The organism is Natronolimnobius sp. AArcel1 (assembly GCF_011043775.1).
Classification (GTDB): domain Archaea; phylum Halobacteriota; class Halobacteria; order Halobacteriales; family Natrialbaceae; genus Natronolimnobius.
In genome coordinates this window covers 392,357-415,701 of sequence record NZ_JAAKXY010000005.1, presented here as the reverse complement: position 1 = coordinate 415,701, position 23,345 = coordinate 392,357, and the positions used below count along the sequence as shown (strand labels likewise).

The window sequence follows — 23,345 nt, the reverse complement described above, 5'->3', positions numbered from 1 at the left end:
CAGGGTATAAACGTTGGGGTAATCGTACACACTTAGGATCAAAACCTGTACTATTGAAGGCTGTGAAGCATTATCCAGTCCAAATAATAAAACACGGATACATATTCATTCTCCTCGGTGGGAACGACAGCAACACTTTAACAGGCTCCCTCTCGAACTATCTCACATCCGTGTCTCGCCCGACTCGACAGGTACTCGCCCTCAGTATCCTCATCACACTCGTCACACTCGTTGCCGGCTGTTCCGGTCTTGTCCCTGGTTTCGAGGACACAGAAAGCGACATTGAACAGGATGCCCTGATATCGCACGCAGACGACGTTGACTCCTATACGATGGAAACAACACGAACACTACAGGCACCAACAGTCACTGAGAACACAACTCTCGAGGCAACAGTCGATCGAACCTCCCATTCGGCCCAGCTGCTCAGTACAACTGAAACAGACGTTGGAGACGGTCCACAGACTGAGACCACAGAACAGTACATCGATGATGGAGTACAGTATACAAACGAAGACGACAACTGGGACACAACATCGTTCGACAACGAGAGCGACTGGGAACAACTCGATCAACTCGAGACTGCTGTTGGCACTCTCGAGGATGCTGATCTCGAACAAATCAGAACGGAATCGATCGATGGAACCGAAACGACAATGTACGAAGTAAATGTGAGCGACGATCAGTACGCGACGCTTGCTGGACTCGAGAGCCAAGAGCAACAACACGTCCAGACTGGTGTTGAACAGTTAGTCTACTACGTGTATATCGACACCGAAAGGGACGAATTACGTGGTACTGACCTTCGAATGGAAGTCACACAGGGAGATGGCTCAGCGCTCGTGACAACACAAACAATATTTGGAGCGTTCGACGACACTCCATCCATTTCCGCTCCGGATGCAGCTGAAGCCGCCCTCGAAGGGTGACAGCCTTCCCGCTCTGAAAGGCGAGGTTTTATTCTTGCACCCAATACAAACCGTTACTCTGCGTCGGTACTGGAAGTGTTGCTTTCGTTCGGTGCCGGTACGGTTGATTCGTTTCCGTCTGTAGGCTCTTCCTGTTCTGGAAGCGCACCACTATCGGCATCTGCTTCAGCACCAGCGCGCTGTTGGGCCTGCTCGAAGCGCTCTTCTGAGAGGATTGCACTGATCGAGGGCTGCCCGAGCAAATCCAGCAAATCATCGGCTTCGCCCTCGACGAGCAACGTTCCTTCGACATCGACGGTATCAGTATGGACGGCGCCGACTTCATCAACTCTGGCGATAGCATCCGCAATTGCCGCCTCGATCAACTCCTGTTCTTGGTCTGCAAGTTCTGCTTCTGCCTCTTCTTGGTCGAGGTCGCCATCCTCGAGCCTCGAGACGACCTCAGTTTGGGCCTCTTGAAGCGCAGTCGGGTTCGGCTGTACGATTATCGAGACCGTCCGTACACCCTCTCCAGTTGGCTCTGGTGATTGTGAATCCGCAAGCGGGTTTTCTGAGTCGTCGCTCGACCCACCCAGGTCGGCACAGCCAGCAAGCCCAGCAGCGCCAACGCTTGTCGCTGCCAGAAACTGACGTCTCCCAGTTATAGAACGTCGATCCATACCTAGCTTCTTCGAGGCCCTGCTCAAAAGTATCGGGGGCAATTCTCAACAGGTAGTGATACTGTTTATTGTATCGAGTTTCCGGCACCCGACGGACGGTGTCTGAACGCTTCGGTGCCGACTGACGTAGTCTATGTCTCCTCGAGTGTTTGACTGCTGGAGTAGCCTCGTTGAGCGCTCTGCGTTCGCCTCTCAGTCAACGCGTGGAACGAGACTCGCTGCAAGTCGATCACAGCAGAGATACAGCGTTCCGAATCCGATCCCAGCAATCCCTCCAGCGATAGTACTCACAGTGACAAGCCACAGCACGGAGATTGACGCCGGATCAAACAGTATGGGATCTGGGACCACAAATTCGACGATCAAGAGAACAGTTACGAAGACGATGGTAACACCGGCCCCGACTACCGCTGAATCGGTGACCAGTTGTCGGTACTGTCCGTTCGGGACATCAAGTAGCGTTCCCTGACTCGCAGCGACAAGTGTTAAAAGCCAGAGATAGCCATAGCAAATCAGCGCAATCGATGTCTCGAGCCCACTGATCGCTATCGCAATTTCGGGGTTGAACGGTGCGACGAGAACGACTGCGAGGACGGCAATCAATAGGGAACTCGTCGCGACGGTAAGCACCTCCAGAAGCTTATCCATGGACAAGCACCCCCGCAAGAACGATTAGTACGCCTGCTGTGATTCCTGTTAGTGCATAGCACCACCGCAGAACCGACGCATTCGTTTCCGTCACAGTTGCCCTCGAGAGTCGAACGACACAGAACGAGCGAACAATGGAGCCAAACACCAGACAGAGCACGATGAGAAACTTGGCCACTAGGAGTGTCCCAGCTGTTGTTTCTGCGTGTGGAACTCCAAACCAACCCAGGTTTCCAAGCCCCGTGAAGACGAGTCCTGACAGCAGAATCCAGAACGCAACTTCGAATCGGATTAGCAGTCGAACAGTGGCTCCGTGTTGTGCCCAGAACACGGCCCAGAGAGCACTCGAGCCACCGAACAATCCGGCCGCAGCCAGCACATGAATTGTTCGAACGAGCAACTGCTGGGAGACGACCATAGGTTAGTTTTCACGTCCACGACAATGTATGTCTCGATTGACCGGTTCAATTTGTGAGCGGTAGGTAACCACGGACGCCGCATACACGGATGAGGCCATCATCTATAGTAGCCATTGACAGTCAGTGCACACCCAATCGCATAGCCGTCATGCGATTGGTGTGTAAACAGTTTCAGTTGTTACTATATTTTGTATGGGACGATTTGGTGACTCTGGTGTATGTTTCGATTTAGAACGATCTAAATTCGAGTCTCAAGCGTTCCAATACGTATTCTCCACACATATATACACCCGCAATATAAATCAGCGGGTATGGTTGAGCGACTGAGTCGGACTACAATAGACACTATTCTATCAGACACCGGAACTGGTATCTTGTCGTTGACGAACGGAACAGAAACATACGCGCTTCCACACTCAGTGGGCTATGACGGTGACTATCTCTACTTCCAGTTTGTCGCTGCTGACGATAGTAAGAAAATGCGATTCATCGATACAACTGAAATCGCTACCGTCACAGTGTTTACCGAAACCCCATCAGAAAGCGTCGTTGCCCGTGGCCCTCTTGAAGAGGTCCCACCCGACAAACACCCACATGCGGCAAAAGCGGTTGCTGAAAATGCAACGATGCCAACATTCGATATCCACCCGGAAAAACCGCTTCGGGAGTTGTCGATGGAATTCTATCGACTCGAGCCAGTAGAGATCACCGGACAGCGATTTGGTCATGTGTAGGTGTTCGGAATCTGTTATACTGTGGCTATAGTCGGATAGCTCGCATAAACATGGGTTGATTTTGTCTCATTCAGCAACCGATTCACACAGCCCATCAGCGGTACCTGTACAACCGAAATCAACGCGCATAGCCGTTTGAACTCAGGACCGAGTGTTACTTACGGATCGGAATATGGATACTACCTAGTAACCGGCTCTGAATAAAATTGAAACAATAAAGTCGAAAATGTTTCTATAGAGAATTAAAATATGCACATTAACGCTCTAAATCGCGGTCGAAAACAAACTCTCGCAATTATGTTGAACAGATCCCAGATCGTGCTGTCTCTTCGATACCCGACAGTGATCGAATAAAGGTAGTCTTCCTTTCTATATCATTCAAAAGATACATCATCTATATACCGATTTAGTAGTCGATTGTCCGTACAAACAGTACGTCAGTGCGTTCGGTTACAACCATTATCTGCCATTTCGTTGTAGTACCGATATGGCCGACCGTGTCCTCGTTCCATACGATAGCTCGCCGCTTGCAGACGACGCTCTCGAGTTCGCTCTCGAGCGGTTTCCAGACGCATCGATTACGGCGCTCTACGTAATTGAGATTCCGGAGCGACATCTGACGCTGCTTGCGGGGCCGGAACTTCAACTTCCGATCACGGATCGAGCGCGTTCGTACGCAGCAGATATCCTTGAGGACGCAACCGATGTGGCTGGGGCCTACGGCCGGAAGGTCGAGACACAGATCGAAACTGGAAAACCAGATCGCCGTATCGTGGCGCTGGCAACGGACAAACCGTATGACGTGATCGTTCTCGGGAGCCACGGGCGGACAGGACTCTCTCGAGTCGTTCTCGGGAGTGTTGCTGAAGCTGTTGTTCGCCGTGCCCCTGTGCCAGTCGTTGTCGTTCGATGACGGATACGGTGTCTGCCGAGATACCATTATGTCTCCTGACATCATATGACACAATATGGCCAACCAGATTCTTGTGCCGTTCGACGGCTCACCACAAGCGCAAGAGGCACTCGAGTACAGTTTCGAAACGTTTCCCTCGGCGACAGTGACGGCACTGTACGTCGTTACAGTTCCTGAGGGATACTGGGCCGCATTTGGGAGTGACGAGACGATCACGCCAGCAATCGGAAGAGCCACGGAAAACGGCGAAACGATTCTCGAGGATGCATTGGCACTCGCTGAGGCCGTAGACCACGACCTCGAGACAGACCTTGTCATCGGCGAAGCCCACAACGAGATCATTGCCTACGCCGACGAGGGAGCGTACGATACGATTGTCATGGGTAGCCACGGTCGAGACGGAATTTCTCGAATTCTTCTTGGAAGCATTGCTGAAGCTGTCGTTCGACGTGCCCCTGTGCCGGTCGTTGTCGTCCGCTAGCCCGGTTTGACAGTCGAACGGGGCATCGGCAAGTTTATCGGAGGTTGCCGGGAAAGGTGCTTTCTGCGCGCGATTCATAGGCGACAGCATGTCGGGTGAGCGCGAACAACGACCGTTGTATGCCTGCAGCGCCTGCGATCTGGTGTATGCACGATACCAAACACCAGCTGAGTGTGCTGTCTGTGAGAACACGCAGTTTGTCGAAATCGTCTCTACAGGGGGCAACCAGTGACCGGGCGGCAGTTCTGACGAGCGCGCATCGCTGCATATTCGACTCTTAGGCTTACAGAATATTGAGGAGAAAGCCCACGACTTTAGTCATGTGGAGTTTGTCAATCCTCGAGTTGGATATCGCCGCGCATCGTGGTCTCGTGTGGGCGACAGACGTACTGGGCGATTTCGTCGGTCGCGTCGAAGTGGATGAGTTGGTCGTCTCCACCTTCTTCCGCATCGTCGGTCTGGTAGTCGTCGACAACCTCGTCGTCTTCGTCGACGAGTTCGATATTGTGCGTTGCGCCATCACCTTCGAACCAGCCGATTTCGTACTGTTCACCTGCTTGCAGCGTGATTGTGGGATTTTCTTCGTCAGCGATTGTGTCGGGTTCGATGCCGACCCAGCCCGGTGTCTGTGCGTCAAAGAGGATTCGTGTATCGGGCTCGAGTGCACCATCTGGTTCGGTGTCGTCCGTCTCTTCTCCATCATCTTGCTCTGCCGGGCCTTCATCTGCACAGCCCGCAACGAGCGTCAGCAGTACTACACCTTTCCCAAGATTGAGCATCTGCCGACGAGATAATCCATGCACAGCGTTCATTGCTATTCCTGTCTGTTAGAGACCTCCCTAAACAGACACCTTCCATGTGCGCGTTTTCGTCGATTCACTACTGATCGAACCCACTCGTCGCTACATCTCGATAGCTACCGAATGACGGATACCCGAACTGGTGATCGAAACACAACCGCTTCTGTGATCGTCCCGAGTAGGAGCGGGGACTCCTCATCGCGGCTGTGGCTGCCCAGCATGATCTGGTCAACGTCGTTGTCAGCCGTGTACGTGAGTATGTCCCGATCTGGCCGCCCGACTGTCGTGACTGTCTCGAGCGACACACCAGCGGTTGCTGCGACAGCCGACAACTCCTCGAATAGCTCCGCTGCGTAAGCATGTGCGTTTTCGTACCAGCTATCAGATCCTTGTCGGGGTGTGGTGGTGGGCTCTTGATCCACACCGTAGACGCTGTATCCGGGTTCAGTTGGATCGATCACGTGCAGCGCAGTAATTTTCCCATCATCGTACTCTTCGCAGGCAATCTCGAGTGCCTGTCTCGAGAGCGGTGACCCATCGACGGGGACGAGAATGTGTTTGGACATCACCTTCCACTCCACGACGCGATAGAATAAAACCGTGACCTCTTCTCATGCCGCCGACTTTCTTGAAATATGACCAGATAACGACGGTGAAGACGCGGGTATGTGTCCGCCCTTATTTGGAAGCCGCCACCAGCTACACCCCACCACCTAAACGGCTTTCAACGCGGCTCAGCGATTTTCGATATTATATTGTAGAGTGACGCACTAGAAGTGCTATCGTCTATGACCGACTCAGGAAACGCCGCTGCAATCGATCGAATAACGGCCCTTCGCCGACGCGTCTGTCCACCCCTCCACAACGTTGCGACACAGTTCGGTGGCTACGTCCAGTGTACGATGCATCCCTCGGAGTACGTCGGCACTGTCGATCGATCACTCATTCGGTTTCGCTCTGATCTTCGATCGATGGGGTTCAGCCCGGAACCAGTTGCTGCGCTCAAATGCCATCGTGATGGCCGTCAGTCAGCAGGCAGTTGGGTTCACCGGCGGTCACCACTTGCACCCAAGCAACTCCACGTGACAGTGTTCCGCGCCAGCGACAGCGCTGTTGAGGCATACGCCCACTGGGAACACTCCTGGATTCGCCACCCGATCAAACATTACCGAGCAAAGGGATGGAATACTACTCGAGGCGTCACCACGATGCGTTCGATCCTGCAGGCACACGATATCTCATTTCGTGATGCGGCGCCATACTGATTTACTGTCTGACGTGGTAGGCCGTGGCAGTGATCGACCACGTCACGGCATTCACGGACACGTACTTTCCCGCCATCAACGGCGTTACGTACACGATTGACCTCTGGCGCTCACGTTGGACCGACCGCTACGGCCGAATGGATGTCGTTTATCCTCGCTCGCCAACTCACCAGCCTCGAGACGGTGAACTGCCGATTCCGAGTGTGCCGATTCCAACCGAGCGGAGCCAACGCCTCGGCGCGCCGGTGGTTCCCAACAGCGTCTCAGATCCCGAGATCGTTCACGTTCACACACCGTTCACGCTCGGGATGGCCGGCGTTCGGTTTGCCAGACAGTGTTCGGTCCCAGTCGTTGCCTCCTACCATACTGTGCTTGCCGACCGACTCGAGCAGTACGTTCCACACTCACCGTTTACTGCGTGGGCTGAAGATGCGTGTCGCCGTTATGAGCGTCGATTTTACGATACCGTCGATCTGATTACGGTCCCTTCTGTGGATGCCCGACGCCGCCTCAGGTCTGAAATTGATCCCAGCCCGCCAATCGAAATCGTTTCGAACGGCATCGATACGGCGTTGTTTCGTCCGATCGACCCGGCACTGTTTCGAGCCGAGTACGGAATCAACGAGGAGACCACAGTAATTGGCTATTCTGGACGCCATAGTCCGGAAAAACACCTCGATGAACTCGTCGATGCTGCGGCAGCGATGGACCTCACAGCCATTATCGCCGGCGACGGCCCATCACGTCCCGAACTCGAAGAACGTGCACAGCGCCTCGAGTGTGACGTGATTTTTCCCGGCTTTCTCGACAGAGAACTGCTGCCGGCGCTTTATTCTACACTCGACGTGTTCGTCTTTCCAGGGAGAATCGAGACACAGGGACTCGTTGCCCTCGAGGCAAACGCCTGCGGAACGCCAGTCGTCGCTGTTGATGCCGGTGCACTATCACACACCGTTCTAGAGGGTGAAACCGGCTATCATTACCCACCTGGAAATATCGATGCGCTGTGTGACGCACTCGAGCGAGTCCAGTCCGAGCAACAGCGATTGCGAAATCTCTGTCTCCGCCGTCGCGAAATGGTGTCCGTTGAGCACTCTCTTGAACACCTTCGCGCGCTGTATCACAAGCAAGTGACCGACACGGCTCGACACGATTCGACATCAGTACACAGTCATTTCTGAGGTGAGTTACTGTGTTGCTCGCCGTATTGCAATATTGATATTTCTCTTGGAGAGTACCTCACGCTGCTCTCAATGTACGTTATCGACCGCGCCAACTCCAGAGACCGACCACCACAAGCGTCAGCGTAAGCACGACCAACAGCGCCATCCCACCGATCGTACCGACCGTGAGCTCTTGCGATCTCGCGAGTGCAGTCTCTTCGAGCAAGAATAACACGAGCAGGATCAGCCCGAACAACGACGCAATCGCGACGCCAATCCCCTCACGTATGGTCCACTTGAAATCCTCGAGGTCGGCTTGCGAGGTATCCGTCGATGCCTCGGAGGGATTGCTCGTTGGCTCCGGCATTGGGTACGCAGTATCGGCCCAGGAGAGGCCGAGGTTACCAATTCCGTACGCGAGGACGACTGCTGCCACGAACACGACCCCGAACGTGAGCGCGGCTGCCGTCTGATTCGGTGGTGCAAGCAGGATTGTCATGACGGTCCCCGCCACGAGCGAACCGCCGACCACGACGAGCAGTTGTCTGAGAAGTGACGCCATAGCTGGTTGTATCCCGTGAGAGTGTATAATCGCATCACACGATGGCGTGACAGTCGGTATATCCAACGACTATCGTATTCGGCGAAGGGGAGCTACTGTGCTGTCTCATTCCGAGTGTCTTGTCCCGTGGTTTGCCTGTTCGCTGTGCAAGCACTCTGTTTACTCATAACCACCCCCATTGTTTTTGATCTTTGCAGGTGTATGCTATCGGGATGGAGGGACTCCGTTGGACCAGCCTGCCCCGTGAGGAGCGAATAGACTTTCTGGATACTGGCGGCACCGGCGTGCTCTCGTTTGCGACCGATTCGGGGGAGCCACCTGCCTCACTTCCAGTGTCGTATGGCTTTTACGACAGTGATGAGACGTTTTACTTTCGGCTCTCGTTCCCACCTGGCACATCAAAACGAGAGTTTCTCGACAATCCTGTCTCCTTTGTCACCTACCGTGACACGGCCGATGGCTGGCGAAGCGTCGTCGCGACAGGAACGCTCGAGGAGTTAGCAACAGCCCATCCTGAGTCGGTTGCCGTGCAGGGAATGTGGGCGATCGACATCCCAACTGTCGAAATTTTCGACCGCCCGCGCGATGAGGTTGAGTTTCATGACTTCCGACTCGACCCAGATCGGGTTACAGGCCGAAAGAGCGTTCCCGAGTGACAGCTGGGTTGGTACAGGATGCAGAACTCAGACAGAGTGTTTGATATCCAGTTCCAGCTCGTTCACCGCGCCGAGGACCTGCTCGAGCAAATCCTCGGTAAGCCAGTCGTCTTTAATTCGGTTTGCCGGGCCAGAGACGCTCAGGGAACCGACGACTGAGCCATCGGAGTCGAGAACAGCTGCACCGACGGCGTTGACGCCTTCGGTCGTTTCCTGTTGATTGAACGCATAGCCCTGTTCGCGGATTGTGGCCAACTCGTCGTAGAGGTCGGCCTTGGTTGAGATACTGTCGCTGGTTCCCTCCGCGAGGCCGTGTTCCTCGATGATCGCCTCGATACGCTGATCTGGTAGGTTCGCAAGAATTGCTTTCCCCGCTGCGCTGGTGTAGATTGCGCCACGCTTGCCGACGTGTGCGCCGGTTTGGACTGCGCTCTCGCCAACTTCGGTATACAGATAGACTCGCTGGCCGTGCTCTTCGACGATGAATTGGGCTCGCTCGCCGGTGTTCGCTGCGAGTTCGTCGACCTTTGCTTTGATTTTTGGATATGCTGTCACTCGCCGTTGAGCATAGCCTCCCATCGTGAGGAACCCAAGACCGATCTGGTACTGTTCTCCCTCCTGAACGACGTAGTCGTGATTTCGGAGGGTAACAAGATGGCGATGGACCGTACTCTCGGAGAGCCCAAGTTCTCTCGAGAGTTCCTCAATTGTTGCACCCCCACGATTACGGATGGTCCTGACGAGCAGAAACGACGTTTCCGTCGTTTTGACCGTTGAGTCGATTTTGTTTACCATGGGCCTATATAGCACTCACAGATAATAAATCCCATATATTCGGATTTGTTCTGCTGCTGAATCAGTCAAATAGTTGTTGTGAGTGTCGTACTCGTGCATGGATTGAACTGGTGATCAATCTAATTGGGCCGTCAATTATCGAAAATCAGAAAGTAACTCCGAGCACGTAGGTTGGCGATAGTCACGACAGTGACTGCAGATTCGACGTAGCAACTCAAGCAAGTATTATACAAGTCAATCGCTTATTACAGCAGTACTGCTGCCCAGTAGCTATGATCAAGGACACTAGCAGTAGTCACGAATTGCGCGAATGAACAGACGTATTTGCGCTGTTAGTCCGTACCACCAACATGCACAGTACCACAATCGACACCATATTTACATATTCAACAGTACTTAATCTAGTGCAGTGTTAGTCTCTCCTGACTACTGCGTTACCAGGGTACCACTGTAAATCAATACTCCCGTAAAATGGGATTGAGGGCTGTGGTGTGATCGGGTATTACAGGAATTATAGCCTCTATTAGCTATATTTTACGAAAGTATGATTGTAATTCCTTCCTCCTACATACTGGGAGTGAATTTTCGATAGAAGAATCGCAACTACCACTTAATGCATTGTCTTAGACGCTCTGTGTACAGTACCACGCGATTTCAAAATATGGGATTCTGTATGTCGTCGCTGTTCCGTCGACAGTGAGATTGCAGGACCGTTCCTGTGCTTGGCGATAGGTTTACATCGTGAGGAACCGATCATTTCACACGAAGCAGTCCACCAGTAACTGGTCGCAGTGGTCAACTCCGATCACTCAGTCTGACACCAGCCGACCCACGTCTCGTTCCAGACCAGCGCAATCGGGCGTCTCGAGGCGATATATGAGCGTACGGAAAACAGGGTCGAGGCAGTTGCCAGGGTGGGACTGGCACCGATCATCCGCTCGGCCCACGAGCGTGAAACAACAACCACTGGGAATCGACGCACACGTATGACAGACACAGACAAAATACTCGATGGCGTAACGGTGCTTGACCTCTCAACGTTCGTGACTGGGGGGTTCTGTTCCGCGATGCTCGCGAATCAGGGTGCAGAGGTTATCAAAGTCGAACAACCGGGATACGGAGACGCAATTCGTCATTCCGGCCCGCCGTTTATCAACGGTGAATCGCCGTACTACTGGACGGTCAACTACGGCAAGCAAAGCATCGAACTCGATCTAAAGAATCCACACGCAAAGGACGCGCTGTACGACCTTGCTGCAGATGCAGATGTCTTCATTCAGAACTACCGACCGGGAACAGCCGAACGCCTGGATATTGATTACGAGACGATCACGTCGCACAACGAGGACATCATCTACCTCGCCATCTCGGCGTTCGGGCAAACTGGTCCGTGGCGAGAGCGATCTGGCTACGACCTTCTTATTCAGGGAATGAGCGGGATCATGAGTGTTACAGGCGAGGCTGATCGACAACCCGTCAAAGTTGGTCTGCCGATCACGGACCTCATTACGTCGATGTGGGCCGGGTTCGGTGCGATGAGCGCGCTCTATCGTCGCGAACAAACAGGCGAGGGAGAGTACATCGACCTCGGCATGCTCGAGTCCACACTCCCGTGGCTGACGAAACAGGCGGGACAGGTCTTCGCTGATAGGGAGCCAACGCGTATGGGAACCAAAGATCCCGTGCTTGCACCGTACCAGACGTTCGAGACCAAAGACAGCTACATCAACATCTGCATTCTGAACGAAAAGCTCTGGATGGAACTGTGTGAAGTACTCGAGCGACCGGATCTGCCCGCTGATAAGCGTTTTGAGACGAACGCTGACCGCGTCGACCATCTCGAGGAACTCGAAGCAGAAATCGAAGCGACGCTGGCTGATCGAACAACGGATGAGTGGATCGAGATTATCGCTGAAGAGGGTGGCGTACCGGCTGGCCCTGTTTACAGCGTTGATGAGGCGCTGACGAACCCACAGATCGAAGCCCGAGAGGCCGTCACCGAAATCGAACATCCTGAACTCGGTACGGTTCCGGTGATCGAACATCCGCTGAAGTTCGATGGGGTCGAGAGCGGCTTCGAGTCGGCACCGCCGTTGCTCGGCGAGCACAACCGCGCGGTGTTTCGTGACCGCGGCTACTCAGAGGCAGAACTTGATGAGTTAGAAGCTGCAGGCGTCTTCGGCTCAACGAACGAGGACGAGACGTAAGATCGATGACTGGCGTTTCCATCACTGGTGTCGGGATGACACCGTTCACTGCGAGCGCAGATCGGTCGGTCGTTGAACTCACGACGGATGCGGCAGTGGCGGCGCTCGAAGATGCCAGTCTCGAGCCCTCAGAGGCAACCTCGCTCCACGTTGGGGCGGCGCTTCCTGAAGCACTCGAGACGCAAGGTGGCATCGCAAACGCGGTCACAGCCAGTCTTGGTCTCGAGGGCGTGCGAGCCGACCGCGTCGAAAACACCAGTGCGAGTGGAGCCAGCGCTGTCCATCGAGCCGTCGACGCGGTCGCAAGTGACTCCTCCCAGACGGCGCTTGTTGTCGGCGTCGAAAAGATGTCACTCGGCGAAACCGCTGATGTGACTGAGGCCATGAGCCGACTGGTCCACGAGCGAGAGTACGACCAGGGGCTGACGCTCCCGTCATTCGCCGGACTCGCCGCAGGACAGTACCTCGAGCGCTACGACGCGCCACGCGAGGCACTGTCTGCGGTTGCAGTGAAGAATCACGCCAATGCAGCGTCCAATCCCGTCGCACAGTTACAACGGGAGATCACCGTCGAGGGCGTTCGTGACTCACCACTTGTTGCTGATCCGTTGCGATTGTACGATTGCTGTCCGATGAGCGATGGCGCGGCAGCGCTCGTACTGAGCGCCGAACCAACAGCCGACAGTGTGCATATTGCAAGCGTCGGCAGTGCAACAGGAACGCACGCCATTGCTGACCGATCCGACCCAATCGAAATTGCAAGTGTCCGCCACGCCGGCGAGCGAACGTTTGAGGCGGCCGGGCTAGAGCCAGCAGCTGTCGATGTCGCGTGTATCCACGACGCCTTTACCATCCTCGAGTTGCTGGAACTCGAGGAACTGGGCTTTTACGACCGAGGGACTGCGTGGGAGGCTACTCTCGAGGGAAAGACCCAACGCGATGGCGAGTTGCCCGTCAACCCCGGTGGTGGACTGAAAGCGCGAGGACACCCACTCGGCGCGACTGGAATCTCGCAACTGATCGAACTGACGTGGCAACTCCGTGGTGACCTCCCGGACGACCGACGCGTCACCGACCCCGAAATCGGCTTCGCAATCAACGTCGCCGGCTTTGGCAACAACAGCGTGTGTACACTCCTTGAACAATGACTGAATTACATTCACACAGCACCTCGTCTCCGGTACCTGACCCACTTCCCGTCGATCACGCCTTCGTCTGTGATGCGTGTGACCGACGCTGGTACTACACCCGACAGCACTGTCCGTCCTGTGGCGCCTGCGAGTGGTCAACGTACGAACTCGAGGCGGGGGAACTCCTCGCGTGGACGGATGTCGCCGTAACACCGAACGACGTTCGCAGTCCAAATCGGATCGCACTCGTCCGCTTCGACGATGGTGTTCAACTACTGGCTCAGGCGACCGACGACCCGATGGAAATCGGCGACAGGGTCACGTTTGCAGGCTCGTATCGCCTCCGTGATGGCGGTCGTGCAGATGCACCACGACTTCGTCCCGTGGAGTGATCCTGCCAGACAGAACGATTCGACGATCGCTGACTTCCGTTTGCCAGTGTGAACAGTACATTTTTACCTACATAGAGAAACAGTCCCAACGAGAACCACTCTACAATGCGACTTGGACAATACAGTACGACGGAAGCAGCACAGCACTGGTGTGGCGTCCCAACCGACGACGGCTCCATCATCAATCTCGCGGAAGCCGGTCGCGAGGCCGGCCTCGAGATTCCACGCTCGAGCAGCGAGTTCATCGCGACGTGGAACTGGCAGCGCAAGGCCGAACTGGCCCTCGAGTACGCCGACGAAACCGGGGTTGGCGTCTACGACGCCGACGAGGTTACCCGCCATGCACCGATCGACGATCCGGGAAAGGTCGTCTGTGTTGGCCTCAATTATGAGGATCACGCCGAGGAGGGTGACAATCCGATCCCCGACGAACCCGTCCTCTTCTCGAAGTTCCCAACGACGGTGAACGATCCAGACGGGACGATTTCGTGGGACCCCGATCTGACTGAAAAAGTCGATTACGAAGCTGAACTCGTCATCGTCATCGGTGAGGAGGCCCGCCGCGTCGACGAAGAAGATGCCTTTGATCACGTCGCGGGCTATCTCGTTGGCAACGACGTGTCGGCGCGTGACCTCCAGCACGGCGACGGGCAGTGGGTCCGTGGAAAGAGCCTCGACGGCTTTGCACCAATCGGCCCCGAACTCGTCACAACCGACGAGGTCTCGGATCCACACGACCTCGAAATCTGGGCCGAAGTCAACGGAGAGCGACTGCAAGACTCCTCGACATCGAATTTCATCTTCGGCATTGACGAACTGGTTTCGTTCTGTAGCCAGGCGTTCACGCTCGAGCCGGGCGACCTCATCTTCACGGGAACGCCGCCGGGTGTCGGCGTCTACCGCGAGCCGCCGGTCTTGCTCGAGGACGGCGACAGTGTGACGATCGGTATCGAAGAACTGGGAGAACTGACGAACGACTGCGCGTTCGAGTGAGCGATTTGGGTATCGCCGACTACTCGGCGAACCCGAAGACGTCGCGGGGATTTTCGACGACAACCTGGCGGATCGCGTCGGTATCGATCCCGTAGCGATAGAGTTCGAAAATGGCTCGCTTGAGCGCGAACGGGTCTGTTCGAAGAACGTTCGCACAGTCGGTGTCGATCATGATCCGTTCCGGCCCGTACTCGTCGATGGCATTGGCGACATCTGCGGCGGTGACGCCGACCAGCCACGAGTGTCCGATGGTAAAGCTCAGATAGCACTCAGTTTCGTCCATTAGATACGCGGTGTTGTTCGGATCGGCGTGGGAGGCAACAACCTGCTTCTCGTCCAGTCCTGCATCGCGAGCGGCTTCGACGTCGATTTTCACTGCCTCAAGTTCGGGATTGTCGCTGTCGATCACTGGCTCCTGCCCCAGTCCTGCGTTCTTCTCGTACCCCGGCGTATGGACTTCTGGCCGGTACGACCGTTTGGCGTCGACTGACTGATTCGGCGTGTGCAAGAGAACAGGCAGGTCGTGGGCGTCCGCGAGTTCCATCTGGGCTTCGACGATGGCGCGCTGTTCGTCGAGGCTCCACCGTTCGACGTGTTGAGACGGAGTGACGCCAGTCTCGCCGATGGCGACGACATCCTCGAGCGCACAGTAGTCAGCCATGGCCTCGAGGAGTTCGTCCGGGTCCTCGATGCGAACGCCCGTGTGGATCCCAAGCCCGAGTTTCGCCTCGAAGAAGTGATTGCGTTCGATTGCACTGCGGCGGTTGATGGCATCGTCCCACAGCAATCGAACGTCGTCGGCCCGGACGGGCTTGTACGGCGTCCAGTGATAGCCCGATGAGACCATGACCATGCCCTCACAGCCTGAGAGGGCGTAGCGCTCGCGGTCCTCCCAGGAGAGTGTGTGTGCGTGGTTATGGATGTCGATCCAGGGGAGATTGAGAAGTTCCGTTGGTGGTTCGAAGTCGTCGTCGACGTACGCTGCATCGGTCGGCCGTTTCGTTGGGTGTGTCGAATCCATGTGTGGGTGTGGCCGGTGTGGCCTGTCTCGAGTCTTCAGGCGTGGTGTTTGGGCGACATGCACTTAGCAGTTTGCCGATCCGTCGCACGTTTGGCTGCGATTGGGTGGCTGTCCAGTCGGTTCGATCCGACGAGTACCCACCTCACTGCTGACGATGACGGCTCGAATCATCACGAACGTTTATTGTGAGTCGTGATCACATACCAGCTATGGCAGTACTCATCGGCACAGATGACGGGCTGTATCGCGTTGAAGACGTTCCGTTCGAAGACGACGAACCAGAACAGGTCCTCGATTGTGGCGTTGTCACGGCGGCCAGGACGTTCGACCACACGGATGGCGTATTCATCGCCTCCTCGAGTGGTGCGTATCGGTCGACGGATGGCGGCCTGAGCTGGGACGACCTCGGTGTCCCACTTGGAGATCGGTTCTGGCACGCCGGCGAGAGTGAAGTTTGGTCGATCCTCGCAACAGCAGACGGCGTGTTGTATGCCGGGACGAACGACCCCTACATCTACCGCTCGGTCGACGACGGCGAGACGTGGAGCGAACTCAAGGGCTTTCGAGAGTTGCCCTCGAGAGGCCACTGGGAGTCGCCAATCGACCCCCACTACGCACGATTGCGTGCGCTCGAGGCCGTGCCAGGACGACCGGAGCGACTCATCGCCGGGGTCGAAGCGGGCGGGATTCATCTCAGCAACGACGGCGGACAGACCTGGATCGATCGCCGCGACACGATCATTGACGACATTCATCAGGTTCTGCCGATCTCGGAAGACGTCTGGCTCGCAACAACGGGCTATCTCGACCACAACCTCGAGAATCTCGGTCTCGGACATGCCGTCGGTGAGGGAGGGCTGTACCGGACGACCGACGCCGGTGAGTCGTGGACGCGAATCGATACCGGGAACGACTTCTCGTACATCCGGCGGGTGTTCGTCCACGACGGGACCGTCTTTTTCTGTGGTGGCGAGGAGGCACCGCCTGCGTGGGTCAACGACGAACATGAGACGGCGCTGTTCGAATCGACTAACTTCGGACGGGACTTCGAACGAGTGGCGTTCCCCGGCGAACCACACGAAGTGATCGAGACGTGGGCGGTCCACGATGGCGACCTGCTCTGTGGCTCAGGTCTCTTTGACGTCCCGGACCAGCGCGACGATGTTACGGGTCGACTCATGCGACGCCGCGACGGCGAGTACGAGACCGTCGGTCGCATTGACGCCAACGTCAGCCGCATTGCCGTTGTCTAGCAGTAGTTGGTAATACGACTTCTTTATTCAGAAAGCGTCATGGAAGTAGATCGGTTGGGAGATACTGCGAGCAATCGACCGGAATTGCTTCCCATGCTGCCTGAATCGCTTGATACCCTGTCCAGCCTTCTCCTCGGAGCATTTCACCACATGCCTTGCAGAACTCCTCTACGGTACACTCATCCTTCTTTAACAAAAGGTATAGGAGAAATGGAGGGGCGACTGCTCGTCCTGTTGCTGTATTGGCGTCATCAAATACTCGGTTGATGGATCGTCGCCCGTGTTTGTCCATTAGAATCGCAAAGTGATATTGATCTATATTCTGTTCAATATCGGTCTGTAATGACTTTTCTCCAGCATCTTTTCCATGTGGGCGTGGAACGCACGTAACCACTGTGAACGACTTATTCCCATCATCGTTGAACGGCTTGAGGGCAGTTTTGCTTCCATGGTGTAGCCTTCGCTCCCTTGTTCCTTCAGGAGCGTACTCTGAGTTTTCTCGAACATGACGAGACAGTTCTTGATAACAGACGTTTGTGGTCGTGATTTGGAGGGTTTCTACAATCCTCTCCCAAAGATCGGTGTCCGCTACTGCGATCAACGCATCTGTGTCAACAATAATTGGATGGCGTTTCTCGTCTCCTACCATCCTTATTCTTGGTAGACTCCGCTCGTGTCGAGTTTCATCGCCTCCTCAAAGGCTTCTTTCTCACGCTGTATCTCTTCTACGCCGTCTCCGATTAGCATCTCTGCTACCTCATCAGGAATTTCTCCCTGCTCGTACCGTTGGTAAATCTCTATCTTCTCCTCGTCCGAAAGCGTTTCACGGAGTTTCTCCTGAAGACCTTGTCGGGCAAGCTCGCTGATGTTGATTCCTCCGAGACGCATCTGGTCAACGATCTGCGAGGCCTCTTTCTCGGTTTTTCCCCGGAACTGGATTTTGTCGTTATTTGTGGCCATCTTACACTACCTTCTTCCTCCGTCCACATAGATGTTGTGACACGCCATCCGAGCCATACATCTGCCCGTTCCAGTACTTATGTTTTGTTGGACGATTTGAGTAACGAAAGCGTACTACTATTGGCTACTAGAATCGACGTCTCCATTTTAGGGTCACGCACTAACTCTGCCAAATCGCAGCAGGGAGGCGTTGACACCCCTGTCCCCGATACACATTTATGCAACCAGCCTGAATTTATAGCCGGACAATGGTACCAAGCCACACTCACAACGCCCTCGAGCGTGTGATCACGAATGACTGATCGGACGACGTCTGCTGAGCCTCCGTCGTTGCTTGGGCGAGCGCTCTACAGCGGCGTGTTGGCGTATATGGCGGTTGATGGGTTCAAAAGCAACGAAAAGCGCGTCGAGATCGCCGACTCGAAGGGAGTCCCACTCCCGGAAATTATGGTTCCTGCAGCGACTGCCCTCTTGCTCGTCGCGAATATAGGAATCTTGCTGTGGAAGTATCCGCGTGCCTCAGCCGTTGGGCTCATTGTGTTCTTCCTCGGGACAACACCGCAAATTCACGACTTCTGGAACATGGAGGGCAAAGACAGAAACGACAACAAAATTAACTTTTGTAAGAATTTGGCGCTCATTGGTGGGGCTATTGTTCTCCTAACTGAAGCCCACAAAGACAGGTAATCCACGGAATTTTGCGTTTTCACCGTCCGTAGCGTGTGCTCTCGAGTTGGTCATCATCGTCCCATCTGTCCTCTGGCTATCTATTATCCATAATAATTAAGGTTGTCCACGGTAGAGGAACACACGCATGGTGGAAGCCACACCGGATACTGCAAAAGTTGCATCGCTCCTGATAGGCGTGATAGTCTTTTTCTTGCTAATGTTGTATGTTGGGTATCGGACGGAACAGTGGATTGAGTCGTCATCAGACTTCATTGTCTCTGGTCGAGAAATCAACTATCTCGTTATTGGGGCTGGGTTCGCTGCAATCGGGTTAGCAGGTTCACAGGCATCATCACTCCCCGAATTTGCGGTCAATCTTGGATTGCTCCCGGCGTCGTTGTATATGCTCACGTGGTGTGTCTTTCTGGTCATCTTCGGCTGGAAAATCGCGCCCTACATCAGACGATCAGGCGTGTACACGACATCAGAGTGGATGGAGCAACGATTTGACCGACGAACACGAATTGTCGCCGCGATTGGGAGCGCACTCGGGATTATTGGTGTGGTTGCTGCACAGTTCGTCGGGCTGGGGCTCATCATCACCGAACTGACTGACGTTTCTTATCTGTATGTTTCGTTTGCAATTCTCCTGATCACGCTGATTTATATGTACCTCGGCGGTCTCTGGGCGGTGACGGTCAACGACGTTATTCAGGTCGTCATCGGCGCCGTTGCGATGCTCGTCGTCGCAGCCTGGCTGTTCATCACCTTCGGATCACCGGCCTGGTTAGCCGCTAACGCTCCTGAGATGGCCTCGCTCTCTGGGACCGGCGCGATGGAACCCATTGCCCTCACGTTCAATAGCCCACTCACGTGGTTTATCGGCTGGGGGGCCCTGATCATTGGCAACCAGTACTACTGGATTCGACTCGTCAGTGCACGCAGTGAAGCTGATGCGAAGAAAGGGACCATACTCGGCGGCGTCCTGACGGCAGTCTTCTTCTCACTGTTACTCGCACTCCCCGGAGCGTACGTCGTCGCTGCATACGGCTTACCCGCAGACGCTGGCTATCACTCAGGTGGCGTCTTCGGCGTCTTATTACTCGAGATGCCGCCTTTGCTCGATGCCTTCGTTCTGATCGCATTAATTTCGGCGCTGATGAGTACAGCATCGACGGCCATCATCGGCATCGTTTCGATTCTTATCCGTGACGTCTGGGAGCCATTGATGGGGCAGGCAACGACCTCTGATGATCTCATGGGCCCGAGTCGACTCTTTACCGTCTTGATTGGCGTTGCGGCATGGGTCTGGGCTGTGATGTGGCAAGAGACGGCAGCGTTGATGCTCGCGCTGGGGTGGTCGTTCATTGCTCCGTTAGTGTCAGTCGTGCTTCTTGGCCTACTGTGGCCGCGATTGACATCGTCCGGAGCGTTCTACGGTATCACACTCGGTATTATCAGCGTGCTCATCTGGCAGTACGGTCCCTGGAATCTCGGTGTGTACGCCCACGAGACGTGGATCGGAATCTTTGTCCCCGCGATCGTTGCCATCGCCCTGTCGTTTGTCACTGAACCGCCGTACTACGGGGCAGATGACTGGGAGACGAACTCGAAACCAGACACAAAGCCGTCGGGTGCGAGCGACGGCCACCGTCAACCCGACCTGCAGGGAATCGCTGTTGAACTCTCAAAGCCGTGGACGCCGAGCAAGCGATGGAACTCGTTCGTCGAAAACCGCGGCCGAACGAAAGGTGGACTGCTCCCAACCTTGCTTCGCTACGACGCAGACTCGAGCCCAGAGGCTGATCACAATGAGTGACCAACACACTATTGCACCCGACCTCTCGTCTGTCCACGACCGCTTCGAACTCGAGGACGACGAAACAGTTGAATCGAAATACGAGGAGCTGTTGACGTTCCTTCAAAGTGGCCGTACTCGCACGGATGAACTCGCGGATGGCCTCGGACTCAGCGGCGTTGAAACCGAGTACCTGATCCAAGAGGCTGAGAAACACGGCGACCTGACCAGGGCGGGCTACACCGGCTCGAAACTCTATACCATCCGAATCACTGCCCAGGGAGAGTCAAAGCTCCCCGACATCTCTGAACAGGATGCAGCCCTCGCCGAGTACAACCTAACGACACTCGATTACGAAGTGCTCGAGATCGTTGCCGATATCGGCCCCTGTACGGTTCAACCCATCCTCGAGACACTCTCAGTGGACATTGCACCGATCAAACTGATTCCGGTCATCAACCATCTCGTGCGTGAGGGATACTGTGAGAGTTCCGGACTCTGGCGTCGGCGTGTCGAAATAACTGATACTGGAGCGGCTGTCCTCGAGCGTGCCAGTGACGCGGTAACGGCTGCTGACACATAGGCGGCTTCAGTGGCGTACAGATCGTCGATCACGAGCGGACACCGCGTGTCCATACTCTCTGGATCGGTCTACGCGTATAGCGACTCGAGGATGAACTCGTCGATCGCTTGGCGCGCCTCGTCTGGGGCGTCTTCGTGGCCGAGCGAAATCCGTCGGCCACGTGCAGCGTGGATCACGTCCGTGATTAGTTGACCCATTCGTTCGGCGTCGACGTCACGGAACACGCCCTGTTCGATTCCATCTTCGACAACGTCAACGATGCTGCCCCGAATTCGATCGTAGTGTGCGTTGAATATTTCTCGGTGCTGGCCGTCGTTCTGGGCGTACGTATACAGTTCGTGGTACACCTTCATGCGGTCCCAGTGTGTGAATTCGGTGAATTTGGGACCGAACAGACACTGGTTAATTCGGGCATCGAGTTCCGTCTTCGGATCTGTATCTGGGTCTATCTCGACGCTCCCCTCGTACTGCTCGATAATGTACTCGAGAAACGAGGACATGAGATCGTACTTCCCGTCGAAGTGGTAGTGGATGACTTGTCTGGTCAGGTCCATCTCTTCGCCGATGTCGCGCATCCGGAGATCCGTATATCCGTGCGTTCTCAGCGCACGAAACGTCGCCTCCATGATCGCCTCACGTGTGTCCCGCGAGGCAGCCCGGTCATCGGAATCGCTCATACCCTCATTCCGGTCCAACGCTATATAGTTCGATTGTTCTGAGAGAATGCGATTGGAGAAATTTACCAAGCGGTAAATTTTTATTCTCATAGTCAGACTGTAGCAGTGGACATGACACGAACGATCATACGGAATGGAACGATCGTCTCACTCGACCCGGATATTGGCCAGTTGGACGAGGGCGATATCCTGATCGAGGACGGTGAAATCGTCGACATCGGACAGGGGCTGAGTGCGTCGGATGCTGAAGAGATTGACGCAGAAGGGCAGATCGTGCTGCCTGGATTCGTTGACTCGCACATTCACCTTGCACAGACCCAGGTACGGGGGATTGCCGGAGACTGGTCGCTCATGGGAGAATACTTCGAGCACATGCTTGGCAACATCACCGGACTCTACCAGCCCGAAGACATGTATCTTGGCGGCCTCTTCGGCGCGCTGGAGAAACTCCATACGGGAACGACCACCGTCTTGGATTGGTCGTACCCCAATACGCTCGAGCACGCCGAACGGGCCGTCGACGCGCTGGAGGAAACTGGAATCCGAGCGGTGTACACCTACGGTCCGGGGGGTGACGACTCTGCAAAGTGGTGGTACAACAGCGACGTCTGTCTCCCCGAACAGGACATTCGTGAACTGTACAACGAACGGATCCGTGACGACGACCTGCTTACCCTGGGTATCGGGCTTCGGGGGCCGGATTTCTGTACCGATGAGGCCGCCTGCAGTGACCTGGACATGGCGAGAGACCTCGGTGCGCTCGCGACCGTCCATATGGGGGCGACGTTGTGGCCCTCCTCGGTCTATGGTGACGACTACCAAGGCTTTGGCTGTCTTCACGACATGCTCGGCCCGGATGTCAACATCGCCCACGGGAACCACTTCTCCCAGGAAGACATCAACCACGCCGTCGAACAGGGCGTTTCCTTCTCCGCGACACCAGAAGTCGAGATGCAGATGGGCCACGGCATCCCCGTCACCGGAAAGGTACTCGAGGCCGGTGGCCGCCCTGCCTGGGGTGTTGACGTCTGTTCGAACATCAGCGGCGACATGACCACGCAAATGCGAATCGGACTGCAAGTTCAGCGGATGTTCGAGAATCAGGCAGTCCTTGAGAACGACGAAGAGGTCACTGGCGTCCAGACGACAGCCCGCGACACGCTCGAGATGGCGACAATCGAGGGTGCAAAGGCGCTGAATCTCGAGGACGAAATCGGGACGCTTACGCCTGGCAAGCGAGCAGACATCATCACGATCCGGACTGATGATTTCATGACTGCGCCGTGTCACTCGCCAATCCAGACCGTTGTCTTCCAGTCTGATTCCTCGCACATCGATACCGTGCTGGTCGACGGCGAACCTGTCAAACGCGATGGCGAATTGCTGAGCAATGCTGCCAGCGAAGAGTTCGACCGCTTTGTTGCGTCCGGCAAGCGCCTCGTCGATGAGGCTGGGCTGGACCTCGAGTAGGGGGCTGATTCTGCAGGTTGAACCTGTTTTGATGGCCTTGTTGAAATCCTTCGACTTTGATATTTAATAGAGATTTTCTCATAGCCACTCACTACCAATGCATCAGAAACTAATCTCTATAGGTGAAGAAGGGTTCAACTGGGTCCACTCACAGGAAGAGATATGTTG

The 23,345-nt window shown here is 55.3% G+C and carries 27 protein-coding genes; 16 read left to right on the top strand and 11 right to left on the bottom strand.

Features of this window, described 5'->3' with window-relative positions; translation table 11 throughout:
• Positions 1 to 170 precede the first annotated feature (170 nt).
• The gene (locus tag G6M89_RS17005) at positions 171 to 929 is read left to right on the top strand and encodes a hypothetical protein (protein ID WP_165163071.1); all 759 of its coding nucleotides are present in this window, start codon (positions 171 to 173) and stop codon (positions 927 to 929) included.
• Between the two features lie 53 nt (positions 930 to 982).
• On the opposite strand, the gene G6M89_RS17000 is transcribed toward G6M89_RS17005, so the two are convergent.
• The 3 genes from G6M89_RS17000 to G6M89_RS16990 all read right to left on the bottom strand — a co-directional run bounded on the left by G6M89_RS17000 (position 983) and on the right by G6M89_RS16990 (position 2,654).
• Positions 983 to 1,588 (bottom strand): hypothetical protein, encoded by a 606-nt coding sequence (locus G6M89_RS17000; RefSeq protein ID WP_165163070.1) that lies wholly within the window; start codon positions 1,586 to 1,588, stop codon positions 983 to 985.
• 192 nt (positions 1,589 to 1,780) lie between these two features.
• Entirely contained in the window at positions 1,781 to 2,236 is a 456-nt protein-coding gene (locus G6M89_RS16995) for a hypothetical protein (protein WP_165163069.1), read from the bottom strand.
• Positions 2,229 to 2,654, bottom strand: coding sequence for a DUF2214 domain-containing protein (locus G6M89_RS16990; RefSeq protein WP_165163068.1), 426 nt, complete (start codon positions 2,652 to 2,654; stop codon positions 2,229 to 2,231). The genes G6M89_RS16995 and G6M89_RS16990 overlap by 8 nt, the downstream gene beginning before the upstream one ends.
• A gap of 312 nt (positions 2,655 to 2,966) precedes the next feature.
• Between G6M89_RS16990 and G6M89_RS16985 the strand changes: the two genes are divergently transcribed.
• From G6M89_RS16985 to G6M89_RS16975, 3 genes are all read left to right on the top strand, one after another.
• Positions 2,967 to 3,389 carry a pyridoxamine 5'-phosphate oxidase family protein gene (locus G6M89_RS16985; RefSeq protein WP_165163067.1) on the top strand — a complete coding sequence of 141 codons (423 nt, stop codon included), beginning with the start codon at positions 2,967 to 2,969 and terminating at the stop codon, positions 3,387 to 3,389.
• 487 nt (positions 3,390 to 3,876) lie between these two features.
• Positions 3,877 to 4,302, top strand: a complete 426-nt coding sequence (locus G6M89_RS16980; protein ID WP_165163066.1) for a universal stress protein — start codon at positions 3,877 to 3,879, stop codon at positions 4,300 to 4,302.
• 55 nt (positions 4,303 to 4,357) lie between these two features.
• On the top strand, positions 4,358 to 4,783 hold the full coding sequence (locus G6M89_RS16975) for a universal stress protein (protein ID WP_165163065.1): 426 nt from the start codon (positions 4,358 to 4,360) through the stop codon (positions 4,781 to 4,783).
• Positions 4,784 to 5,115: 332 nt separating this feature from the next.
• Here G6M89_RS16975 and G6M89_RS16970 read toward each other — a convergent pair whose 3' ends face one another.
• Both G6M89_RS16970 and G6M89_RS16965 read right to left on the bottom strand, forming a co-directional pair.
• A complete protein-coding gene (locus tag G6M89_RS16970; RefSeq protein ID WP_165163064.1) occupies positions 5,116 to 5,595 on the bottom strand; it encodes a plastocyanin/azurin family copper-binding protein in 480 nt (159 codons plus the stop codon).
• 104 nt (positions 5,596 to 5,699) lie between these two features.
• Positions 5,700 to 6,149: a universal stress protein gene (locus G6M89_RS16965; RefSeq protein ID WP_165163063.1), complete on the bottom strand. Its 450-nt coding sequence runs from the start codon at positions 6,147 to 6,149 to the stop codon at positions 5,700 to 5,702.
• 222 nt (positions 6,150 to 6,371) lie between these two features.
• On the opposite strand from G6M89_RS16965, the gene G6M89_RS16960 reads away from it, so the two are divergent.
• Positions 6,372 to 6,848, top strand: a complete 477-nt coding sequence (locus tag G6M89_RS16960) for a hypothetical protein (RefSeq protein ID WP_165163062.1) — start codon at positions 6,372 to 6,374, stop codon at positions 6,846 to 6,848.
• 23 nt (positions 6,849 to 6,871) lie between these two features.
• Positions 6,872 to 8,029: a glycosyltransferase gene (locus G6M89_RS22815; protein WP_343162656.1), complete on the top strand. Its 1,158-nt coding sequence runs from the start codon at positions 6,872 to 6,874 to the stop codon at positions 8,027 to 8,029.
• Between the two features lie 79 nt (positions 8,030 to 8,108).
• Here G6M89_RS22815 and G6M89_RS16950 read toward each other — a convergent pair whose 3' ends face one another.
• A complete protein-coding gene (locus G6M89_RS16950) occupies positions 8,109 to 8,573 on the bottom strand; it encodes a hypothetical protein (RefSeq protein ID WP_206335599.1) in 465 nt (154 codons plus the stop codon).
• A 212-nt stretch (positions 8,574 to 8,785) separates the two neighbouring features.
• Here G6M89_RS16950 and G6M89_RS16945 point away from each other — a divergent pair, with 212 nt between their 5' ends.
• On the top strand, positions 8,786 to 9,229 hold the full coding sequence (locus G6M89_RS16945; protein WP_165163061.1) for a pyridoxamine 5'-phosphate oxidase family protein: 444 nt from the start codon (positions 8,786 to 8,788) through the stop codon (positions 9,227 to 9,229).
• 27 nt (positions 9,230 to 9,256) lie between these two features.
• Here the strand turns inward: G6M89_RS16945 and G6M89_RS16940 are convergent, their stop codons facing one another.
• Complete coding sequence (locus tag G6M89_RS16940) at positions 9,257 to 10,024, bottom strand: IclR family transcriptional regulator (protein ID WP_165163060.1); 768 nt, start codon at positions 10,022 to 10,024, stop codon at positions 9,257 to 9,259.
• Positions 10,025 to 11,010: 986 nt separating this feature from the next.
• Here G6M89_RS16940 and G6M89_RS16935 point away from each other — a divergent pair.
• The 4 genes from G6M89_RS16935 (at position 11,011) to G6M89_RS16920 (ending at position 14,746) form a co-directional block, all read left to right on the top strand.
• Positions 11,011 to 12,231: a CaiB/BaiF CoA-transferase family protein gene (locus G6M89_RS16935; RefSeq protein ID WP_165163059.1), complete on the top strand. Its 1,221-nt coding sequence runs from the start codon at positions 11,011 to 11,013 to the stop codon at positions 12,229 to 12,231.
• A gap of 5 nt (positions 12,232 to 12,236) precedes the next feature.
• Positions 12,237 to 13,379 carry a thiolase family protein gene (locus G6M89_RS16930; RefSeq protein WP_165163058.1) on the top strand — a complete coding sequence of 381 codons (1,143 nt, stop codon included), beginning with the start codon at positions 12,237 to 12,239 and terminating at the stop codon, positions 13,377 to 13,379.
• Positions 13,376 to 13,753: a Zn-ribbon domain-containing OB-fold protein gene (locus G6M89_RS16925; RefSeq protein ID WP_165163057.1), complete on the top strand. Its 378-nt coding sequence runs from the start codon at positions 13,376 to 13,378 to the stop codon at positions 13,751 to 13,753. The genes G6M89_RS16930 and G6M89_RS16925 overlap by 4 nt, the downstream gene beginning before the upstream one ends.
• Before the next feature lie 105 nt (positions 13,754 to 13,858).
• Positions 13,859 to 14,746 carry a fumarylacetoacetate hydrolase family protein gene (locus tag G6M89_RS16920; RefSeq protein WP_165163056.1) on the top strand — a complete coding sequence of 296 codons (888 nt, stop codon included), beginning with the start codon at positions 13,859 to 13,861 and terminating at the stop codon, positions 14,744 to 14,746.
• 19 nt (positions 14,747 to 14,765) lie between these two features.
• On the opposite strand, the gene G6M89_RS16915 is transcribed toward G6M89_RS16920, so the two are convergent.
• On the bottom strand, positions 14,766 to 15,767 hold the full coding sequence (locus G6M89_RS16915) for a TatD family hydrolase (RefSeq protein ID WP_165163055.1): 1,002 nt from the start codon (positions 15,765 to 15,767) through the stop codon (positions 14,766 to 14,768).
• A gap of 209 nt (positions 15,768 to 15,976) precedes the next feature.
• Here G6M89_RS16915 and G6M89_RS16910 point away from each other — a divergent pair, with 209 nt between their 5' ends.
• A complete protein-coding gene (locus G6M89_RS16910) occupies positions 15,977 to 17,020 on the top strand; it encodes a sialidase family protein (protein WP_165163054.1) in 1,044 nt (347 codons plus the stop codon).
• 37 nt (positions 17,021 to 17,057) lie between these two features.
• On the opposite strand, the gene G6M89_RS16905 is transcribed toward G6M89_RS16910, so the two are convergent.
• Together G6M89_RS16905 and G6M89_RS16900 are read right to left on the bottom strand one after the other, a co-directional pair.
• Entirely contained in the window at positions 17,058 to 17,669 is a 612-nt protein-coding gene (locus G6M89_RS16905; RefSeq protein WP_165163053.1) for a hypothetical protein, read from the bottom strand.
• A gap of 2 nt (positions 17,670 to 17,671) precedes the next feature.
• Positions 17,672 to 17,980: a hypothetical protein gene (locus G6M89_RS16900; protein WP_165163052.1), complete on the bottom strand. Its 309-nt coding sequence runs from the start codon at positions 17,978 to 17,980 to the stop codon at positions 17,672 to 17,674.
• A 294-nt stretch (positions 17,981 to 18,274) separates the two neighbouring features.
• On the opposite strand from G6M89_RS16900, the gene G6M89_RS16895 reads away from it, so the two are divergent.
• The 3 genes from G6M89_RS16895 (at position 18,275) to G6M89_RS16885 (ending at position 21,030) form a co-directional block, all read left to right on the top strand.
• Positions 18,275 to 18,667 carry a DoxX family membrane protein gene (locus tag G6M89_RS16895; protein ID WP_165163051.1) on the top strand — a complete coding sequence of 131 codons (393 nt, stop codon included), beginning with the start codon at positions 18,275 to 18,277 and terminating at the stop codon, positions 18,665 to 18,667.
• A gap of 199 nt (positions 18,668 to 18,866) precedes the next feature.
• Positions 18,867 to 20,468: a sodium:solute symporter gene (locus tag G6M89_RS16890; RefSeq protein WP_165163050.1), complete on the top strand. Its 1,602-nt coding sequence runs from the start codon at positions 18,867 to 18,869 to the stop codon at positions 20,466 to 20,468.
• Complete coding sequence (locus G6M89_RS16885) at positions 20,461 to 21,030, top strand: hypothetical protein (protein WP_165163049.1); 570 nt, start codon at positions 20,461 to 20,463, stop codon at positions 21,028 to 21,030. The genes G6M89_RS16890 and G6M89_RS16885 overlap by 8 nt, the downstream gene beginning before the upstream one ends.
• 68 nt (positions 21,031 to 21,098) lie before the next feature.
• Here the strand turns inward: G6M89_RS16885 and G6M89_RS16880 are convergent, their stop codons facing one another.
• Positions 21,099 to 21,707 (bottom strand): TetR/AcrR family transcriptional regulator, encoded by a 609-nt coding sequence (locus G6M89_RS16880; protein ID WP_165163048.1) that lies wholly within the window; start codon positions 21,705 to 21,707, stop codon positions 21,099 to 21,101.
• Positions 21,708 to 21,818: 111 nt separating this feature from the next.
• On the opposite strand from G6M89_RS16880, the gene G6M89_RS16875 reads away from it, so the two are divergent.
• Positions 21,819 to 23,177, top strand: a complete 1,359-nt coding sequence (locus tag G6M89_RS16875; RefSeq protein ID WP_165163047.1) for an amidohydrolase family protein — start codon at positions 21,819 to 21,821, stop codon at positions 23,175 to 23,177.
• The last annotated feature ends 168 nt before the right edge of the window (positions 23,178 to 23,345 follow it).